This is a genomic window from Falsiruegeria sp. JB4-1 (genome assembly GCF_055693495.1).
Map to the genome: position 1 here is coordinate 648,465 of NZ_JBVFTZ010000001.1, position 17,369 is coordinate 665,833.

Genomic DNA, 17,369 nt, shown 5'->3' on the forward strand with positions numbered 1-17,369 from the left:
CAAAAGACCCGACTTTCTGGGAGGAGAGAAATGAAAAACTGGACCAAACGCAGCTTTGCCGCAGCCGCCCTGGCAAGCGTCTTGGCGATGCCTCTGGCGGCGGAAGAGACCATTTCCGCGGTCGTGATTGATGGCTACCCAGACCGGGCCTTGTGGGTGAAGGAATTCACCAACTTCTTTATTCCAGAGGTGGACAAGCGGCTGGCCGAGTCTGGAAATTACAAGATGAACTGGCAAGAAAACTACGGCGGTTCAATCGTAAAGCCAAAAGGTGTTCTGGAAGGGATCCAGCTGGGCCTTGGCGACATCGGCATCGTGACTACGATTTTCCATTCCTCGAAGTTGCCTAGTCAGGGTATTTCGGGTTCTACACCCTTCGTGGCATCGGATTCTCGCGCCGTGGCCAAGGCCGTGGACGAAATCGCGCGCGAATACCCGGCGATGCAGAACGAGTTTGCTGCGCAGAACCAAGTGTATCTGGCCACAGGTGTCGTTCTCGACACGTATCAGATTTTCTGCACGGAACCGGTTGCTTCTGTTTCGGACCTTGAAGGTCGCAAGATTGCCGGTGCTTAGCCTAAATCTGCGTTATCTTGAGGGCATCAAGGATGCTGCCGGTGTACGCGGCGGTCTGACTGATTTCTACAATATGCTCCAGACGGGTCTGGTCGATTGTGGAATGTTGTGGCCCGAAGCGGCGAAGACGTTCAAGATCGCTGAAGTGGCCCCCTATATGCTTAAGGCCGATCTGGGTGCCGTGAACTCCAAAACCATTACGGTCAACGCGGACTATTGGGCAAAACTACCGGACCAGGTCAAAGATGCGTTGAAGGCTGTCGCCGTCGACTATCGTGATCACGTCGCAGGTATCGCCATGGACCGGGCTGCTGCTTCGCGGGATGCTTACGTTGAAGCGGGCGGAACGATCGTCGAGGTTTCTGACGAAGACCGTGCCGCCTGGGCGAACGCCATGCCAAATGTGGCACAGGAATGGGCCGCAACGCTGAACGACAATGGTGAACAGGGCACAGAGATGCTGGCTGCTTACCTTGGCAAGCTTCAGGACGCAGGCTTCACTGGGGTCCGTGACTGGACGGCCGAATAACCGTCTGGCGATCCACGAAAGGGGCCTTTCATGCTGAAGACTGCAGTTGCTGGCCTATCGCGGGTCGCCAATTCACTTGCAATCGCCGCCAACGCTTTGGGTACGCTCGTCGTCCTTGCGTTGGTGGTTGTTCTGAATGTCGACGTTATTGCGCGAGGTCTGTTTTCAGCGCCATTACGTGGCACTTATGAGATGGTGCAATTCTCGGTCGTTATGATCGTTTTTCTGCAGTTGGCAGACGTGGTCAGGGTGGACCGGCTGACGCGCTCGGACGGGTTTCTGAACCTGCTTCACCATCGCCGCCCCCACCTGACGGCCAACCTGCGGCGCATCATAAACGCCATTTCGGCAATCTTCATGGGCCTGATCGCCTACATCACCTTCCCGGAATTTCTGCACATGTGGGAGACAAAGGACTACTTTGGCGTGCCCGGTCTTTTCACGTTGCCATGGTGGCCGGTCAAACTGGTCATTGCCTTCGGGACGGCGCTTGCATGCGTGATCTTTGTGATCAAGGTCATCACGGGACAGGACCGCCCGCAACTTGTCCGCACCCCAGAACATGACGAGGCCGAGCAATGACGCCGATTGAAATTGGCCTGATCTCGGTCGTTGCCATCGTCTTTTTGATCTACGCGGGCGTCTACATTCCTATCGCGCTGGGCGTGGTCTCGTTCGTGTCCATCTGGCTTATGCGGGACAACTTTACACTTGCGCTCAATCTGCTGAAGGTGGCGGTCGGTGACAGTGCGATGGAGTACAGTTTTGCGACCATCCCGCTGTTTACCTTTATGGGGCTCATCGTCTCCAAAGCTGGGTTAGGCAGGGACATTTACGAAGTCATGACCATGCGGTTTCGCAAGGTCAAAGGCGGTATTGGAATGGCCACGGTCGGAGCCAACGCGGTCTTTGCCGCCGTAACCGGGTCGTCAATTGCATCCGCCTCTGTGTTTACCAAAGTCTCGGTCCCGCAGATGATGGCGCAGGATTACAACCCGCGCTTTGCTGTTGGAGTGGTTGCTTAGGCTCCTCAGTTCTGGGAATGATCATTCCACCATCGGCCATGCTGATCATCTACTCCTTTGTCGCCGAGCAATCTGTAGGGGACATGTTCCTGGCAGGGGTCATTCCGGGGATCATGCTGGCAATCGCCTATGTCGGTGCGATTTGGGTCATGGGCCGCTTCACACCCGCATTTGTCGGCGGCCGTGTCGTCGAAGACACCGAATGGATGACCGGTCGCGAGATCGCGTCCAAAACCCTGCCAACTTTGTTCATCATCACGGTTGTGCTTGGAGGGATTTACACAGGCTGGTTAACCGCTGTCGAGGCGGGTGCGGCCGGGGCACTGGTTGCGTTGATCATCGCCGTGGTGCGCAAGTCCATGTCCGCTCGGGGGTTTTGGGACGCTCTGCTGGAAACCGGTCATATCACGGCGGCGATCCTGTTCCTGATTACGGCTGCGTCAATCTACAGCCGCATGCTGGGGCTGGCGGGGCTGCCCAATCAGCTACAGGACTTGCTCGCAGGCAACTCGGCGTCTTTCTGGTCGATCATGCTGCTTTATGTGCTGTTGATGCTGTTTTTGGGCACGTTGCTGGATACTGCTTCGATCATTCTGATTGTGGTCCCGTTGTTCCTGCCAATGGCCGAAGCGTTGGATATGTCGCTGATCTGGTTTGGGATCATCACAGTGGTGGGCGCCGAAATCGGGCTTTTGACGCCGCCCTTGGGCATATCCTGTTTCGTCATCAAATCCACGATCAATGATGATCGTATATCACTTAAGGACGTGTTCATGGGGGCACTTCCGTTTGCGTTCGTGATGCTGATCGTTCTGTTCATTCTGATCGAGTTCCCGATACTCAGCCTTGCCCTGATTTAAGGAGGCCAAGATGCGCTCTGTCACCAAAGACAATATCACCGACGTGTTCATGGGATACGTGTCCAAAGACGCCGATCCGCGGATGCGTGAAGTCATGGGGTCTCTGGTCAAGCACCTCCACGATTTCGCCCGTGAAACCAACCTGACGCATGACGAATGGCGCACTGGAATTGCGTTTCTGGAGGGATGTGCCGCTGTGGAAACCGAGGACAGGCATGAGTTTGTCTTGGCTTCGGATGTATTGGGCCTGTCCTCGTTGGTGGACATGCTACATTCCAGCCCGGAGGCAACCAGTTCTTCTGTACTTGGGCCTTTTCACGTCTCGGGCGCGCCCCCGCTTCCAATCGGTGGCGACATGAAGCGCCAATACGGTGGGCCGGTTCTGCTTGCTGAAGGCGTAATCCGGGATACCGAGGGCAATCCGATTGCCGGAGCAGAGCTGGATATCTGGCAAACCGCACCAAATGGTCTTTACGCAAGTCAGGACGAAGAACAGGACACCTATTCATTCCATGGGCTGATGACAGTCGGAGAGGACGGCCAATATGCGTTCACCACAGTCAAACCAGTCGAATACACGGTGCCATCGGATGGGCCTGTCGGAGATATCCTACGGGCGTGTGGTCGCCATCCCTGGCGACCGTCGCACCTGCACTACATCGTCAAGGCACCCGGTTATCGCACGTTGGTGACCGAGATTTTTCCGGACGACGATCCCTATCTGGATCAAGATACGGTGTTTGGTGTTCGGGACGATCTGGTGATGACTTATGTCAAACGTCCGGCGTCGGAGTTTCCAGATGGCATGGAGATTTCCGGTAAGATCACCGAACCTTTCTTGCACGTGAATTTTGACGTGACGCTTGCCAGAGTCTGAATGATATTGAGGAGGCTTGGGGTGCTGAAATATATGTTCATTTTAGGTGCCGCACTGTTCTGCGGTACCGCCGTCGCAGAAGAGCGACCGATTTTTGACGCGCATATTCATTACAGCCACGATGCCGTTAAACTGGTTCCTCCAGAACAGGTGGCCAAAATCCTTCGGGATGCGGGAGTTCGTAAAGCCCTGGTTTCCAGCTCGGATGACAATGGCACTCAACTGTTGTTGGCCGCAGCACCTGATATCGTTGTTCCGGCACTGCGCCCTTACCGTCGCCGCGGTGAAATCAACACCTGGATGCACGATGAAACTGTAATCGACTATCTGGAAGCAAATCTGGCGAAGAACGACTACGAAGCCATAGGGGAGTTTCACGCTTACGGAGATGACATTAAGACGCCGGTTATCCAGCGTATGATTGCACTGGCTAAAGAGCGGAACCTAATTCTACATCACCACGGCGACCGAGAGGCGGTTGATCTGATCTTTGAGACTTGGCCAGAAGCGCGGGTTTTGTGGGCGCATTCTGGATTTGATGATCCAGCTAACGTTGTTGACGCGTTGGACACTTATCCGGGGCTTTGGGCCGATCTGGCGTTTCGTTCTGATATGGCCTCGCGAGGTCGCATCGACCCTGATTGGCAGGCTGCTTTCGAAGCGCACCCAGATCGTTTCATGGTGGGTACGGATACATTTGCCCCAGAGCGTTGGTACTATGTAGGCCCTCATGCCGACTTCTCACGAGAATGGTTGGATTTGCTTCCGGACCAGATTGCGGACAACATCGCCTATGCCAACGCAGAACGTTTGCTGGCATCAAAATGATCCGCTGGGCTGTCTGGTTTCTAGTAACTCCAGGCGCGGTGTTAGCTTGCGAACCGACAGGGCAACGCATGAATTCGGACGTTCAAAACGCACCCGAAGTGTATCTGACTGTAAACGAAATTCCGCTGGCTCAACCGTTTTCCGTTCTGGTTTCAGTTTGTGATAAAACTGCCGTGCGCCAAATGCGTGTGGATGCAATCATGCCTGCTCATCAACACGGTATGAACTATACTCCCAAGGTTACCGAATTGGGCGGTGGAGTGTTCCGCGCTGAGGGTATGCTGTTTCACATGCCGGGTTTGTGGGAGCTGCAAGTCGATGTCGACATCAGTGGTCAATCGGTTTTCTACACGTCAGAAATTGCGCTGAAATGAAGCTTTGGATGACAGCTGTGCTAATGGTCCTGACGGGCGCAGTGCGTGCAGAGGTTTTGCTGTCTGAAGGCGAAGTTCAGCAAGCGCTGTCGTTTGGGCCTTGGCCGCCATCCTTTCAGGCGGATCCAAGCAACAAGGTTTCTGAAGACGCCAGAGCGGTTACGCTTGGGGAGGCCTTATTCAACGACCCGGTGTTGTCGGTTGACGGTGCATTTTCTTGTGCAAGTTGCCACGATCCTGAACAGGCGTTTACCACGCCGGAGGCGCGGGCGCTTGGCCGTGTTCTGTTGGATCGAAACTCGCCATCACTGCGGGATCTTGCTGGCCTCCGCTGGTATGGGTGGGGCGGAAAGAGCGATAATCTTTGGGCAGCCAGCCTGCATCCGATTATCGAAGAACAAGAGATGGCGCACAGTGCCGAAAGCTTGAGAATGGCTATCTCTGAAAGTAGCTACATTGATGATTTTGAAACCATATTTGGCGACATCCAAGATCAAGGCCCTGAACTTGTTCTGGTGAATACTGCAAAAGCTCTTTCGGCTTACTTGGAAACCGTCACTACCGACCGGACGCAGTTTGACGATTTTCGCGATGCCTTGGAGCGCCAAGATATTGCATCGGCGATCGACTACCCCGAAGCAGCCCAGCGAGGTCTTCAGCTCTTTTTGGGGCGTGGGAACTGTGTGTTTTGCCACAACGGTCCGAGGTTTTCCAACAACGAATTCCATGACGCTGGTGTACCCTATTTTCTAAGTGAAACAGACGTTGACCAAGGCCGGTTCGGTGGGTTGAACTTTCTGCTTTCGAGCGCTTACACGCTGGACGGTGATTGGAATGACGATCCCGAAAAGACAGGCGCATGGGCAGTTCAAAATGTGCGCAGGAGCCATTCTGATTTTGGAACCTTTCGTACGCCCAGCCTGCGGGGCGTAGCGGAAACCGCACCTTACATGCATGACGGCAGCCTCAACGATCTGGAGGCCGTGATCCGGCACTACAGTGAAATTGATACTGAAAGGATGCACGCCGATGGCGAAGCCATTCTCTCGCAAATGAATTTGTCTGAGCGGGAGATTGCAGACTTAGTTGCATTTTTGGTGACACTGTCCAAGGCACCTTACTAAAGCGTTCATAATATCAGCCCGGGAACGCGTTGTTTGGCTGCCTGCTTCGGAGTTCATTTGTGGCAGTGTCGATGAGGGGGCTCTGCTCGTTTCTCCATGCAAGACTTCACAGGACTATGTTTCCGCGCGTAAAGTATTTATGGTGACCAAATCGCCGCCAAGTAAAATTGCGGGGTCCTGAAAACCCATAGAGAACGTCCCATGACAGGCACCAAAATCAAAAACATGGAAGAATTTGCCACTGTTAGCGGCATTTCGCGACCAACTCTGTCCAAGTTCTTCAACGATCCCGACAGCGTACGTGCATCCACTCGAAAGCGGATTGAAGCTGCATTGGAGCAATATGACTACCAGCCCAATCTTTACGCAGTGAACCAAAATCGACGTCTGACCAAGAACATCGGCGTTGTCGTGCCATATTTGGCAGACCCGTTCTTTGCGAAGATCGCGCGTACGATTGAAGAGCATATCATTGAGACCGGGTTCCGGCCGGTTCTTCTGGGATCGCATGGCAGCGCTGCGATGGAAATCGCGAACTTGGAAAACTTGCGCAGTATCAAACCAGCTGGTGTTCTTCTGGCACCTCTGGGGCGGGCGTCAGATCATGCAAAGATCGAGTCATTTTGCCGAGATGTGCCAACAGTTCTGTTTGACGCCAATATTGAAAAGATAGGCAAAGCATTTGTCGGCTCAAACAACGAGCAAAGTATTGGCCTGATTGTGGATTACCTGTGTCGTACAGGCGAGCCACCCAGTTTTTTTGAGATGAAGTCTCCAACGAACCCAAATGCTTTTAAGCGTCGCAATGCCTACATCTCTGCCATGGAAAAGCTAGGGCATAACCCCAACCTGATCCAAGCCGAGGGCGAAGGTTGGGAGTTTGAAGAGATCGGATTTCGCGAAGGCGTTCGCGTTGTGCGTGATCGAAACCTTCCGACGAACACCATTCTGTGTAGCAACGACCGCCTGGCCATCGGGCTATTGTCGGCAGCCTTCGAAGCGGGGCTGCGCGTCGGGATTGGTGACAAAAGCGAACTGCGGGTTGCCGGTCACGATGACCATCCGTTTTCACGATATACATGCCCAACCCTGACAACTGTTTCTCAGGATTATGAGGCCATCGCCAAGAAAAGCGCCGCGGTGCTGTTGGAGCATATTGAGGCCGAAGAGGCCCCTGATTCGCGGCGAGAAACGTTGTTTGATGGCCGTCTGATCATGAGATCTTCGGCGTAGAGGTTTGATATATCGCCTTAAATCATCAACTTTACGCGCGTAAAAATTTAATTTGACGCAGGTTGCCCCTGAACGTTACCCTTGTGGCAACATCTAATTTAGGGAGGACGAGGATGTTTATGAAAGGCGCGCTTCGGGCAGCCACCGCCATTTCGCTCTTGGCGGCGGGTGGTGCATCTGCCGAGTCACTGACAATCGCGATCGTGAACAACGGTCACATGATCAACATGCAGAAGGTTGCTGAAGCTTACACTGCTGAAACAGGTGTCGAGCTGAACTGGGTTTCTCTGGAGGAAGGCGTTCTGCGAGAGCAGGTCACTTCTGACACCGCAACTGGCGGTGGACAATATGACATTATCAACATCGGTATGCAGGAGGCCCCCATCTGGGGTGCTGCGGGTTGGATCGAGCCGTTGAATTTCTCGGCAGAATACGACGTTGATGATATCCTTCCGGCCATGCGCAACGGCTTGTCGCACGAGGGTCAGCTTTATGCTGCGCCTTTCTACGGTGAATCCTCGATGGTCATGTACCGCAAGGATCTGACAGACGCGGCGGGTGTTACCATTGCCGACAATGACAGCTGGGACAATGTGAAGGCGGCGGCTGCTGCTATTCATGATCCTGACAACGGTGTCTACGGTGCCTGCCTGCGTGGGAAGCCGGGTTGGGGTGACAACATGGCGTTCATCACCACAGTCGTGAACTCCTTTGGTGGAGCGTGGTTTGACGCAGAAGGCCGCCCACAACTGGATAGCCCTGAGTGGAATGCGGCAATCAATTTCTATGTCGATTTGTTGGGCAACTATGGCCCTCCAGGTTCTGAAGGTAACTCCTTCAACGAAATCCTGGCGCTTTATAACGAAGGCAAATGCGGGATGTGGATTGACGCCACCATCGCAGCATCCTTTTTGAAAGTGGATGGCGTGGCCTACGCACAGTCTCCGAATGCCGGTAATCCGGTGGGCGCAAACTGGCTCTGGGCTTGGGCGATGGCAATCCCGGCGGGATCACCTAACGCGGAAGCGGCAGCCAGCTTCATCGAGTGGGCAACGTCAAAAGACTATGTCCAGGCAGTCGGCAACCACCCAGACTTTGGTTGGGGTTCGGTCCCGACCGGTCAACGCGCATCCACCTATGCAATTCCTGAGTTTCAGGCAGCAGCCGGATTTGCGGCAGCGGAATTGGCTGCAATTGACAGCGCCGCACCTGAAGCGACGGATCTGAAGCCATATGTTGGTGTTCAGTTCGCGGCGATCCCTGAATTCCCCGAAGTTGGCTCGGCAGTTGCACAGGAAATGGCTGCGGCCCTGTCCGGTGCAAAATCGGTCGAAGACGCGCTGGCAGCAGCGCAGGGTGCTGCTGACTCGATCATGAAAGAAGCCGGTTACTACGACTAAACTATCCGAGGGCCCGGCCCATCGTCGGGCCCTCCCATAGACGTACCACAGGGTTTGCTAGTTCGCCTTGGTACCGCCTAACATTCAAACAATCGTAACCCAGAAAAAAGATGCAAATCGGAAACCCCGCTTTGTTGAGAGGATAGGACCATGTCCGACAGAAAGCTCCCTCGCCTTCTTCAGAGTCCCGCAGTCCTGCTTCTCTTGGTATGGATGCTGATCCCTTTAGGGATGACGCTGTACTTTTCATTCATCCGCTACGTGTTGAACAGTCTACGCCGTCCAGAGTGGACCACCCCAAGCCTCAGCAACTGGCGTGGTTTCGGCAACTATGAATTTGTTCTGAAATCCAAGGACTTCCTTTTTGCCATTCAGAATAGCCTGTTTATCGTTTGCAGCATTCTGATCCTGACGGTGATCCTGGGCGTATTGATCGCCGTTCTGATCAACAAGGCCTTTCCGGGACAGGGCATCGTCCGCGTCCTGCTGATCTCGCCCTTCTTTGTAATGCCGGCTGTGAATGCGGTTCTATGGATCAACATGATCCTCGATCCGGTCCTTGGCCTGCAGGGAATCGCTGTTGGCAGCATCAACGATCTGATCGATACACTCAGGTCAGCCCCGGCAGTTGGTTGGTTCTTTTCGCTTTGGCCGGAACTTGAGCCGATCTCTTTCCGGGCGACACAAACCTCGGCCCTTGCGGTCATCATCATGGTGACTTGGCAATGGACCCCTTTTGCGGTTCTGATTTTCATGACCTCGCTGCAGTCAGAAGACCAGCAACAGAAAGAGGCGGCCGTGCTGGATGGCGCAAGTGCATGGTCACAATTTAGATTTTTGACGCTGCCGCATTTGTCTCGGCCCATTGCGATCGTGGTGATGATCCAGGCAATTTTCCATCTCTCACTCTATGCAGAGATCGAAATTGTCAGCCGCGGGAATGGCAACAAAAACCTGCCGTACCTGATCGGAGAGTTTGCCAACAACAACATCGGGGCTGCCAGTGCCACAGGCATCTTCGCAGTCATCCTTGCCAACATCGTCGCGTTCTTTCTGCTGCGCATGATTGGCAAGACGTTGATGGAATAAGGGAAAAACCAATGGCCATTGTTGCAAAACCCTCGAGATTTTCGAAATACGGTCGGCCGACGTTGGCCTGGATCGTAGGGCTGCTGTTCTTCTTCCCAATCTTCTGGATGGTACTGACCAGCTTTAAGACCGACGCCGACGCGGTGAAACCGGAACACCTGATCTGGTTCACGCCGACGCTCGAAAACTACCTGAATATGACCGAGAACTACGACTATTGGCGCTTTGCCAGGAACTCTGTCATCACAGCGGTTTTTGCCACCGTCTTCACCCTCTTTGTCGGCATCCCTTGCGCTTACGCCATGGCATTCAACCCAAGTCGCGCCACCAAAGACGTGCTGATGTGGATGCTCTCAACAAAGATGCTTCCTGCGGCGGCTGTGCTGTATCCGATGACCTTTCTCACCAAGTCCGCAGGACTGTTTGATACCCATTTCCTGATCATCCTGGTGCTCAGTCTGATCAACCTGCCCATCGTGGTTTGGATGCTCTTCACCTACTTCAAGGAAATCCCGAAGGACATCATCGAAGCCGGTCAGATGGACGGTGTGAACACTTGGGGTGAGATCAAGGAAATCCTCATTCCGCTTGCGTGGGGTGGCATCGCGTCGACCGCTTTGCTCTGCTTCATCTTTTGCTGGAACGAAGCCTATTGGACTGTGCGCCTGACCACCACAGATGCAGCCACGCTGTCCAAACTCATCGAAGGCAACCGAGCCCCCGAAGGCCTCTTCTTCGGACGCCTCTCTGCCGTCTCGGCAGCCGCCGTTGGACCCATCGTTGTCCTTGGATGGTTCTGCCAGAAACAACTTGTCCAAGGCTTGACCTTCGGCGCTGTGAAGTAAGGAACGACAATGGGACGTATTCAGCTCAAATCCGTGACCAAGAGTTTTGGTGACGTTCAGGTTATCCCTCCATTGGATTTGACCATCGAAGATGGAGAATTCGCGGTCTTCGTCGGCCCTTCTGGCTGCGGCAAGTCCACCTTGTTGCGGATGATCGCCGGTCTTGAGGATCTGACTTCTGGCGACATCGAAATTGATGGTGAAGTTGCGACCGAAGTGCCACCGTCTCAGCGTGGGTTGGCCATGGTTTTCCAATCCTATGCACTGTATCCGCATATGACCGTCCGCAAGAACATCGGGTTTCCTCTGCGTATGGCGAAGATGGCCCAGGCGGAAATTGACCAACGTGTCGAAACCGCAGCCAAATCGCTGAACCTGATGGACTATTTGGATCGCAAACCTGCTGACTTATCAGGCGGCCAACGCCAGCGCGTTGCAATTGGGCGGGCGATTGTCCGCGAACCTGCAGCCTTTTTGTTCGACGAACCGCTGTCAAACCTGGACGCCGCCCTGCGTGTAGGGATGCGTTTGGAAATTGGCGAACTGCATGAACGTCTAAAGACCACCATGATCTATGTGACCCATGACCAGGTCGAAGCGATGACCATGGCGAACAAAATTGTGGTGCTGCGTGCTGGGGTGATTGAGCAGGTCGGCTCGCCGTTGGACCTTTATCACAAGCCACAGAATGAATTTGTAGCGGGTTTCATCGGCTCGCCGAAGATGAACTTTGTAAAGGGAGCCGAGGCTGAGAAGCATGGCGCAGCAACCATTGGTATTCGACCGGAGCACACCGACGTCAGTATGACGGATGGTGCATGGAAGGGCCGCGTAGGTGTTGCGGAACACCTTGGTTCTGACACTTTCATTCACGTACATGACACGGGTCTTGCCGACTTGCTGACAGTCCGAGTGACGGGAGACATCTCGGTCAAACATGGTGACACCATATATCTGACGCCGCAGACCGATCAGATTCACAAATTTGATGCGCAAGGCCTGAGAGTTTGATGGCTGCAACGGCATCCAATACCAATGTGCTTGCGCTTTCAGACGCTAACCTGACCAAGCTTCCGGCGGCTGTTGCTCGCCCTGAATATGATCGGGATAGCCTTCGCCCTGGTATCGTGCACATCGGGCTTGGCAACTTTCACCGCGCGCATCAAGCTTGGTATATCCACCGGTTGATGCAGCAGGGGCGTGCGCAGGACTGGGCCATCATCGGAGCAAGTGTCCGAGCTCAAGACAAGGTTATGCGTGACCGTTTGATGTCTCAGGACTATCTGACAACGTTGATTGAGTTGTCTCCAAAGGGCAAATCGGCCGAAGTTGTTGGCTCCATAATTGATTACCTGCCGATTGAGGAAGAAAATACAGCGCTTGTCCGGCAAATGGCTGATCCCGCCATTCGGATCGTTTCACTAACGGTCACCGAAGGCGGGTATTTTACTTCACCGGTTGAAGATGGCTTGGACACCGCTCACCCAGACATTCAACACGACATTCGCCATCCTGAAAGCCCAAGGACTGTTTTTGGGTCCATTGTTGCCGCGCTTGCGGCGCGCAAAGAATCTGGGATTGGGCCCTTCACGGTTCTCAGCTGCGACAACCTTCGCGGAAATGGCAGTATTGCACGCCAAGCAATCATTACGCTGGCTCAACACATAGATCTCGCTCTCGCGGAATGGATTGATGAACAGTGCAGTTTCCCCAATTCCATGGTGGACTGCATTGTGCCTGACGAACTGGGCCAATTGAAATTGCACTGGCGCAGAGCTTCGGTGTCGATGATGGGGTTCCGGTTACTCACGAAAGCTATCGACAATGGGTGATCGAGGATGATTTTTGCGTGGGTCGACCCGAATTCGAAGAAGTTGGGGTGATCATTACGCCAGAGGTTCACGCTTACGAGGCAATGAAAATTCGCATACTGAATGCGGGCCATCAGGTGCTGGCTAATGTCGGTGAACTTCTGTCTGTGGAAACCATTGCAGAATGCATGGCTCACCCCGAAATTTCGCAGTTCTTCAACAAGGTCGAACACGAAGAAATTGCGCCGTATGTATCGCCTGTACCGGGCATGACGCCGACACAATATGTGAGTCTGATCGCTCGTCGATTTTCAAACCCGGAAATTCGGGACACAACACGCCGCGTGGCTTTTGACGGATCTTCGCGCCATCCAGAATTCATCCTGCCGATCATTCGAGAGGCCCTGAAGAACGGTGGCTCTGTCGAAGGCTTGGCATTGGTCGAAGCACTGTGGGCGCGAATGTGCGCCGGGGTTCGGGATGATGGGAGTGTTGTTGCAGCGAATGACCCCGATTGGCAGCGGTTGTCAGAGGTTGCACGAGAGAGTGCTCAAAGACCGACAGCATGGCTTGAACAACATCAAATCTATGGCAACCTTGTCGATGACCCAATCTTCGTACCGACCTTTTGTCGCTGGTTAACGATGATCTGGTCCGAGGGCAGCCTTGCCGCGCTCCAAGTCTATTTAGCGCAGGCTCAAAACTCGGAAAGAGAGACGTCAAGATGATCCTGTGTTGTGGTGAGTCCCTCATCGACATGATCCCAGAACCGACACGTCAGGGGACCGATGGGTTTGTTCCACATTGTGGCGGCGCAGTAATGAATACGGCGGTTGCTCTGAGCCGTTTGGGCGTGCCAACCGGGTTATTTACCGGCCTATCAAATGACATGTTTGGTCAGCAATTGGCTGCGCATCTTCGCTCGTCAAATGTTGATCTTTCGTTTGCCGTGACGTCGGACCGTCCTTCGACGCTTGCATTTGTTCAGTTTGTCGATGGTCAGGCCAACTACAGCTTTGTTGATGAAAACTCAGCTGGCCGCATGTTGGACCTTTCTGATCTGCCCAAAGTACCAGACGACGTTTCCACTCTTTTTTTGGCGGCATCAGCCTCGCCACTGAACCAGGGGCGGAAACCTATGCCACACTTTTAGACCGGGAGAAGTCCGGGCGGGTTGTCATGCTGGATCCAAACATCCGAGAGAAGTTCATTCCCGATGAGGAACGATACCGTGCTCGGCTGGAGAAGATGTTGGCAAAAACCGATATTGTGAAAGTTTCAGATGAGGATCTGGATTGGATGATCCCACAGCCCCTACCTTTAGCAGAAAAAGTCGCCACGTTGATGAGGCGCGGCCCCAAAGTCGCTATTGTGACTCGCGGCTCTTCTGGGGTGATTGGATTTCTGTCTGATGGTTCTGAAGTTAATGTTGCCGCTGAGAAGGTCGATGTCGTGGATTCAGTCGGGGCTGGTGATACTTTCAATGCGGGGCTCTTGTGCAAGTTGAACGAACTTGGGTGTTTGGACGCGCAAACACTTAGGAAACTCGACCCTGAGGTACTAATGCAGGCCTTGCTTTTTGCCTCAAAAGTCGCCGCAATCTCGGTCTCGCGGAAGGGCGCTAATCCACCTTGGGCACAAGATGTGATGGCTTGACTGTGTGTTGTGTTATGTAACTTCGAGAGAGCGGATTGTTTGTATTGCTTGTTTCTGCACCTGCTCCGAAGGGTGGTTGTTCTCGCGAACTGTGCTAACGGGCGGTCGCAGGATCATGTCCCAAAGAGCGGAGTTTTGAAGTTGGGAGATGACACGTCGGACATCCTTGCCGCGCCTGGTGTGGATTGAAGGTTGCGAAACCAACGTCTGATCTCGCCAGATTGGGTGTCAGTAAACAGGCATCTGTCTTAAATTCGGTAAGATCCCGGCGTTCTGCCTGTCCATTTCCGAAAGGCTCGGTGAAAATTTGCCGGGGCTGAAAACCCGGTATCAAAGGCAATCTGCTCGATACTGTTGTCGCCTTGCTGAAGGGCGCGAATGGCCATGTCCCGCCTCAGCGCGTCCTTGATCTCTTGAAAGGACGTCCCTTCCTCTTTCAGCCGCCGGTTCAGCGTCCGTGGGGTCATTTTCAGCGCCGTTGCAGCCTCGGGGAGCTGGCCCGTTTGCCAGGCCGCACCATAAAGAAATGCACGGGTCTGCAGGCTGTATGTATGCGCGCGGGAACCGGTGAAAATCCAGTCAAGCGGTGCGCGTTCAAGAAATGCAGATGCCTCGGCCGAAGTTCGGGTGATCGGGCGTGTGAATTGGCCTGGATCGAAAAGGATGCTGGTTTGCAGCGCCGAGAACTGCACCGGGCAGGGAAAGACGACCGCATAGTCCGAGGCAAAACCCGGTTGCGCAAAGGCAAAGCGCACTTCTTTGACCGGGATTTCGGACCCGCCTAGCCACGACAGCAACCCATGCGCCAGCTTTAGCAAGAGCATATGACCAAAGCGCTGAGGGCGGGTTTCCTGCGCAAAGGGGATCAGTGCCAATTCCACATGTTCAGGTGCGTGGTGCAGCTCCAGAAAAAAGTCATCCAGCAGCAGGTTCCAGAAGGTTGAGAAGCGATAGAGTGCCGAGGTCATGCTGCGCGCTTCGCGCTGAATGGTGACCAGATGTTGCAGGGCTCGCGGTCGAATGGGTCTGCTCCAAAGGCCCATCATCTCGTCGCCAGTTTCCAAGGCCGCAATTTGGTAAAGCCGAGTGATCTCGTCAAGCGTGACCCGCTGTGATGGGTTTTGGGGTTCAGAGTCCAGACCGGCTCGGTCTAGCAGCGCGGACAAGGTTTCAGGTGTACAGCATGAGTTTAAAGCACCCAGCCAATCCTGAATGAAGGCGTTTGATACCGTGGTCAGGGATATAGGATCTTGGCTGGTCACGTCTGAGACCTTCTGGCGTAATCGGATATAATATTGTCAAGGAATGAGCTTATCTGCAAGGATTTACAGGGATATCTGACGCAAAGCCATAGTTCTCGGCAAGGAGCGCCTGCATGTCATACCAACCGCCTGTACAGGATTTGATGTTTTGTATCGAGCATCTGTCTCATTGGGACGGGGTGTCTGCGATGGCGGTTTATTCCGATTTTGACCTGCCGGACATCGGCGCGGCGTTGGAAGGGTATGCGCGTTTTTGCAATGAGCAAATCGCGCCTTTGTCTCATGTCGGAGATGAACTTGGAGCGCAGTTCGAAAAGGGTCGGGTGACGATGCCCGAAGGGGACGTTCTGGCCTATGCTCAATTTGTCGAGATGGGGTGGCAGGCCCTGACACACCCGGTGGAGTATGGCGGCATGGGGCTGCCGCGAGCTGTTGGGGCAGCAGGTGTCGAGATGCTGAACGCAGCCGACATGAGCTTTGGGCTCTGCCCTCTTTTGACCGATGGCGCGATCGAAGCGTTGTTGCTGACCGGAACAGAAGAGCAGAAAGCGACCTATCTGGAGCCGCTGATTGCGGGGCGTTGGTCTGGCACGATGAACCTGACCGAACCACAGGCGGGCAGCGATCTGGGGCGTGTCATAACCAAAGCCGTTCCACGCGCAGATGGGAGCTTTGGTATCTCTGGCACCAAGATTTTCATTACGTATGGTGCTCATGATCTGACTGAAAACATCATTCATCTGGTGCTCGCGCGAACCCCCAATGCACCCGCTGGTGCAAAAGGGTTAAGCCTGTTCATCGTGCCTCAGAAATTGCTGGATGCGGATGGCATGCCAGCTGCCGAGAATGCGGTGAACTGCGTTAGTATCGAACACAAACTGGGTGTTCGAGCCAGTCCCACTGCGGTGCTGGAGTACAAAGATGCCACCGGGTTCCTGATTGGTGAGGAAAACCGTGGGCTGGAGTACATGTTCATCATGATGAACGCCGCCCGGTTTTCAGTGGGTGTGCAGGGGGTCGCAACCTCGGACCGGGCGTATCAAAGGGCGCTGTCCTACGCGCGCGACCGGGTGCAGAGCCGTCCTGTCAACGGATCGGCCAAAGACGCAGTGGCAATCATCGAGCACCCAGACGTGCGTCGGATGCTGTTGCGGATGCGCAGCCTGACCGAAGGCGGGCGGGCCATGGCGGCGGCAACGGCTGGTTTGTTGGATCTGGCGCATCACGGGGATGACGCTGACGCCAATGCATTGGCTGAATTCATGGTGCCGCTGGTCAAAGGCTTCTGCTCAGAGCGCGCGGTTGAGGTCACGTCGCTGGGGGTGCAGATCCACGGCGGGATGGGATTTATCGAAGAAACCGGTGCGGCTCAGCATTATCGCGATGCGCGCATTTTGCCGATCTACGAAGGTACGACTGCCATTCAGGCCAATGACCTTCTTGGGCGCAAAGTTATGCGCGACGGGGGGAAACGGCTCGCCGGTTTGCATCTCGTATCGCTGAAACCGAGGCCGCGCTGGCCAGGGGTGATGACACCGCACAGGCGATTGGAGCGGCACTGAACGACGCGCGGACGGCGTTTGAAACTGCGCTTGACTGGATGCTGCACAACAGCCGCAACGACATTGATGCTGCCTTTGCCGGATCTGTGCCGTTTTTGATGCTCGCCGGGACATTGGCTGCGGGATGGAAGTTGGCCAAGGGTGCATTGGCCGCACAAACCAGTCTGAAAGTTGGTCAGGACACGGCTTTCATGACCCAAAAAATCGCTACTGCTCTGTTCTTTGCGCAACATGTTCTGCCAGAGTGCCAGGTTGAAAAGACCCGCATCCTGTTTGGCGCGCGCAGCTTGCTCGACGCAAATTTTCCCGAATGATGAT

19 protein-coding genes and 1 pseudogene are annotated in these 17,369 nt (G+C 54.4%); 19 read left to right on the forward strand and 1 reads right to left on the reverse strand.

The features are described 5' to 3' along the window. Positions 1-30: 30 nt before the first annotated feature. The 17 genes and pseudogenes from ACZ1HE_RS03275 (at position 31) to ACZ1HE_RS03355 (ending at position 14,227) form a co-directional block, all read left to right on the forward strand. On the forward strand, positions 31-576 hold the full coding sequence (locus tag ACZ1HE_RS03275; protein WP_472619540.1) for a type 2 periplasmic-binding domain-containing protein: 546 nt from the start codon (positions 31-33) through the stop codon (positions 574-576). After that, positions 548-1,105 (forward strand): TRAP transporter substrate-binding protein DctP, encoded by a 558-nt coding sequence (gene dctP / locus ACZ1HE_RS03280; RefSeq protein WP_472619541.1) that lies wholly within the window; start codon positions 548-550, stop codon positions 1,103-1,105. The genes ACZ1HE_RS03275 and dctP overlap by 29 nt, the downstream gene beginning before the upstream one ends. A gap of 30 nt (positions 1,106-1,135) precedes the next feature. Beyond that, on the forward strand, positions 1,136-1,687 hold the full coding sequence (locus tag ACZ1HE_RS03285) for a TRAP transporter small permease subunit (protein WP_472619542.1): 552 nt from the start codon (positions 1,136-1,138) through the stop codon (positions 1,685-1,687). Next, the gene (locus ACZ1HE_RS03290) at positions 1,684-2,130 is read left to right on the forward strand and encodes a TRAP transporter large permease subunit (protein WP_472619543.1); all 447 of its coding nucleotides are present in this window, start codon (positions 1,684-1,686) and stop codon (positions 2,128-2,130) included. Before ACZ1HE_RS03285 ends, ACZ1HE_RS03290 begins: the two co-directional genes overlap by 4 nt. Before the next feature lie 17 nt (positions 2,131-2,147). Beyond that, positions 2,148-2,990: a TRAP transporter large permease subunit gene (locus tag ACZ1HE_RS03295; protein ID WP_472619544.1), complete on the forward strand. Its 843-nt coding sequence runs from the start codon at positions 2,148-2,150 to the stop codon at positions 2,988-2,990. Positions 2,991-3,000: 10 nt separating this feature from the next. Further along, positions 3,001-3,867, forward strand: a complete 867-nt coding sequence (locus ACZ1HE_RS03300; RefSeq protein WP_472619545.1) for a dioxygenase family protein — start codon at positions 3,001-3,003, stop codon at positions 3,865-3,867. Positions 3,868-3,888: 21 nt separating this feature from the next. Then, on the forward strand, positions 3,889-4,695 hold the full coding sequence (locus ACZ1HE_RS03305; RefSeq protein WP_472619546.1) for an amidohydrolase family protein: 807 nt from the start codon (positions 3,889-3,891) through the stop codon (positions 4,693-4,695). A gap of 68 nt (positions 4,696-4,763) precedes the next feature. Then, positions 4,764-5,069, forward strand: coding sequence for a FixH family protein (locus ACZ1HE_RS03310; RefSeq protein WP_472619547.1), 306 nt, complete (start codon positions 4,764-4,766; stop codon positions 5,067-5,069). An 8-nt stretch (positions 5,070-5,077) separates the two neighbouring features. Beyond that, positions 5,078-6,193 carry a cytochrome-c peroxidase gene (locus ACZ1HE_RS03315; RefSeq protein WP_472619548.1) on the forward strand — a complete coding sequence of 372 codons (1,116 nt, stop codon included), beginning with the start codon at positions 5,078-5,080 and terminating at the stop codon, positions 6,191-6,193. 201 nt (positions 6,194-6,394) lie between these two features. Beyond that, positions 6,395-7,426 (forward strand): LacI family DNA-binding transcriptional regulator, encoded by a 1,032-nt coding sequence (locus ACZ1HE_RS03320; protein WP_472619549.1) that lies wholly within the window; start codon positions 6,395-6,397, stop codon positions 7,424-7,426. A 119-nt stretch (positions 7,427-7,545) separates the two neighbouring features. Continuing rightward, positions 7,546-8,826: an ABC transporter substrate-binding protein gene (locus tag ACZ1HE_RS03325; protein ID WP_472624333.1), complete on the forward strand. Its 1,281-nt coding sequence runs from the start codon at positions 7,546-7,548 to the stop codon at positions 8,824-8,826. 213 nt (positions 8,827-9,039) lie between these two features. Next, a complete protein-coding gene (locus tag ACZ1HE_RS03330) occupies positions 9,040-9,915 on the forward strand; it encodes a carbohydrate ABC transporter permease (RefSeq protein WP_472619550.1) in 876 nt (291 codons plus the stop codon). Positions 9,916-9,926: 11 nt separating this feature from the next. Continuing rightward, a complete protein-coding gene (locus ACZ1HE_RS03335) occupies positions 9,927-10,760 on the forward strand; it encodes a carbohydrate ABC transporter permease (protein WP_472619551.1) in 834 nt (277 codons plus the stop codon). 9 nt (positions 10,761-10,769) lie between these two features. After that, positions 10,770-11,771 (forward strand): ABC transporter ATP-binding protein, encoded by a 1,002-nt coding sequence (locus ACZ1HE_RS03340; RefSeq protein WP_472619552.1) that lies wholly within the window; start codon positions 10,770-10,772, stop codon positions 11,769-11,771. Further along, positions 11,771-13,299 (forward strand): annotated as a pseudogene (locus ACZ1HE_RS03345) (mannitol dehydrogenase family protein). The gene ACZ1HE_RS03340 and the pseudogene ACZ1HE_RS03345 overlap by 1 nt, the downstream one beginning before the upstream one ends. Further along, positions 13,296-13,724, forward strand: a complete 429-nt coding sequence (locus ACZ1HE_RS03350; protein WP_472619553.1) for a PfkB family carbohydrate kinase — start codon at positions 13,296-13,298, stop codon at positions 13,722-13,724. Before ACZ1HE_RS03345 ends, ACZ1HE_RS03350 begins: the two are co-directional and overlap by 4 nt. After that, positions 13,676-14,227 (forward strand): PfkB family carbohydrate kinase, encoded by a 552-nt coding sequence (locus tag ACZ1HE_RS03355; protein WP_472624335.1) that lies wholly within the window; start codon positions 13,676-13,678, stop codon positions 14,225-14,227. The genes ACZ1HE_RS03350 and ACZ1HE_RS03355 overlap by 49 nt, the downstream gene beginning before the upstream one ends. A gap of 248 nt (positions 14,228-14,475) precedes the next feature. On the opposite strand, the gene ACZ1HE_RS03360 is transcribed toward ACZ1HE_RS03355, so the two are convergent. After that, the gene (locus ACZ1HE_RS03360; RefSeq protein ID WP_472619554.1) at positions 14,476-15,489 is read right to left on the reverse strand and encodes a helix-turn-helix domain-containing protein; all 1,014 of its coding nucleotides are present in this window, start codon (positions 15,487-15,489) and stop codon (positions 14,476-14,478) included. A 113-nt stretch (positions 15,490-15,602) separates the two neighbouring features. Here ACZ1HE_RS03360 and ACZ1HE_RS03365 point away from each other — a divergent pair, with 113 nt between their 5' ends. Next, positions 15,603-17,051, forward strand: coding sequence for an acyl-CoA dehydrogenase family protein (locus ACZ1HE_RS03365; protein WP_472619555.1), 1,449 nt, complete (start codon positions 15,603-15,605; stop codon positions 17,049-17,051). Next, the gene (locus ACZ1HE_RS03370; protein WP_472624337.1) at positions 17,036-17,365 is read left to right on the forward strand and encodes an acyl-CoA dehydrogenase C-terminal domain-containing protein; all 330 of its coding nucleotides are present in this window, start codon (positions 17,036-17,038) and stop codon (positions 17,363-17,365) included. Before ACZ1HE_RS03365 ends, ACZ1HE_RS03370 begins: the two co-directional genes overlap by 16 nt. Positions 17,366-17,369 lie beyond the last annotated feature (4 nt).

Bases quoted from the DNA above. Each gene is read 5' to 3' on its own strand.
- ACZ1HE_RS03275 (WP_472619540.1), top strand. From the start codon at position 31: ATGAAAAACTGGACCAAACGCAGCTTTGCCGCAGCCGCCCTGGCAAGC.
- ACZ1HE_RS03285 (WP_472619542.1), top strand. From the start codon at position 1,136: ATGCTGAAGACTGCAGTTGCTGGCCTATCGCGGGTCGCCAATTCACTT.
- ACZ1HE_RS03290 (WP_472619543.1), top strand. From the start codon at position 1,684: ATGACGCCGATTGAAATTGGCCTGATCTCGGTCGTTGCCATCGTCTTT.
- ACZ1HE_RS03295 (WP_472619544.1), top strand. From the start codon at position 2,148: ATGATCATTCCACCATCGGCCATGCTGATCATCTACTCCTTTGTCGCC.
- ACZ1HE_RS03300 (WP_472619545.1), top strand. From the start codon at position 3,001: ATGCGCTCTGTCACCAAAGACAATATCACCGACGTGTTCATGGGATAC.
- ACZ1HE_RS03310 (WP_472619547.1), top strand. From the start codon at position 4,764: ATGAATTCGGACGTTCAAAACGCACCCGAAGTGTATCTGACTGTAAAC.
- ACZ1HE_RS03315 (WP_472619548.1), top strand. From the start codon at position 5,078: ATGACAGCTGTGCTAATGGTCCTGACGGGCGCAGTGCGTGCAGAGGTT.
- ACZ1HE_RS03320 (WP_472619549.1), top strand. From the start codon at position 6,395: ATGACAGGCACCAAAATCAAAAACATGGAAGAATTTGCCACTGTTAGC.
- ACZ1HE_RS03325 (WP_472624333.1), top strand. From the start codon at position 7,546: ATGAAAGGCGCGCTTCGGGCAGCCACCGCCATTTCGCTCTTGGCGGCG.
- ACZ1HE_RS03330 (WP_472619550.1), top strand. From the start codon at position 9,040: ATGCTGATCCCTTTAGGGATGACGCTGTACTTTTCATTCATCCGCTAC.
- ACZ1HE_RS03335 (WP_472619551.1), top strand. From the start codon at position 9,927: ATGGCCATTGTTGCAAAACCCTCGAGATTTTCGAAATACGGTCGGCCG.
- ACZ1HE_RS03340 (WP_472619552.1), top strand. From the start codon at position 10,770: ATGGGACGTATTCAGCTCAAATCCGTGACCAAGAGTTTTGGTGACGTT.
- ACZ1HE_RS03350 (WP_472619553.1), top strand. From the start codon at position 13,296: ATGATCCTGTGTTGTGGTGAGTCCCTCATCGACATGATCCCAGAACCG.
- ACZ1HE_RS03365 (WP_472619555.1), top strand. From the start codon at position 15,603: ATGTCATACCAACCGCCTGTACAGGATTTGATGTTTTGTATCGAGCAT.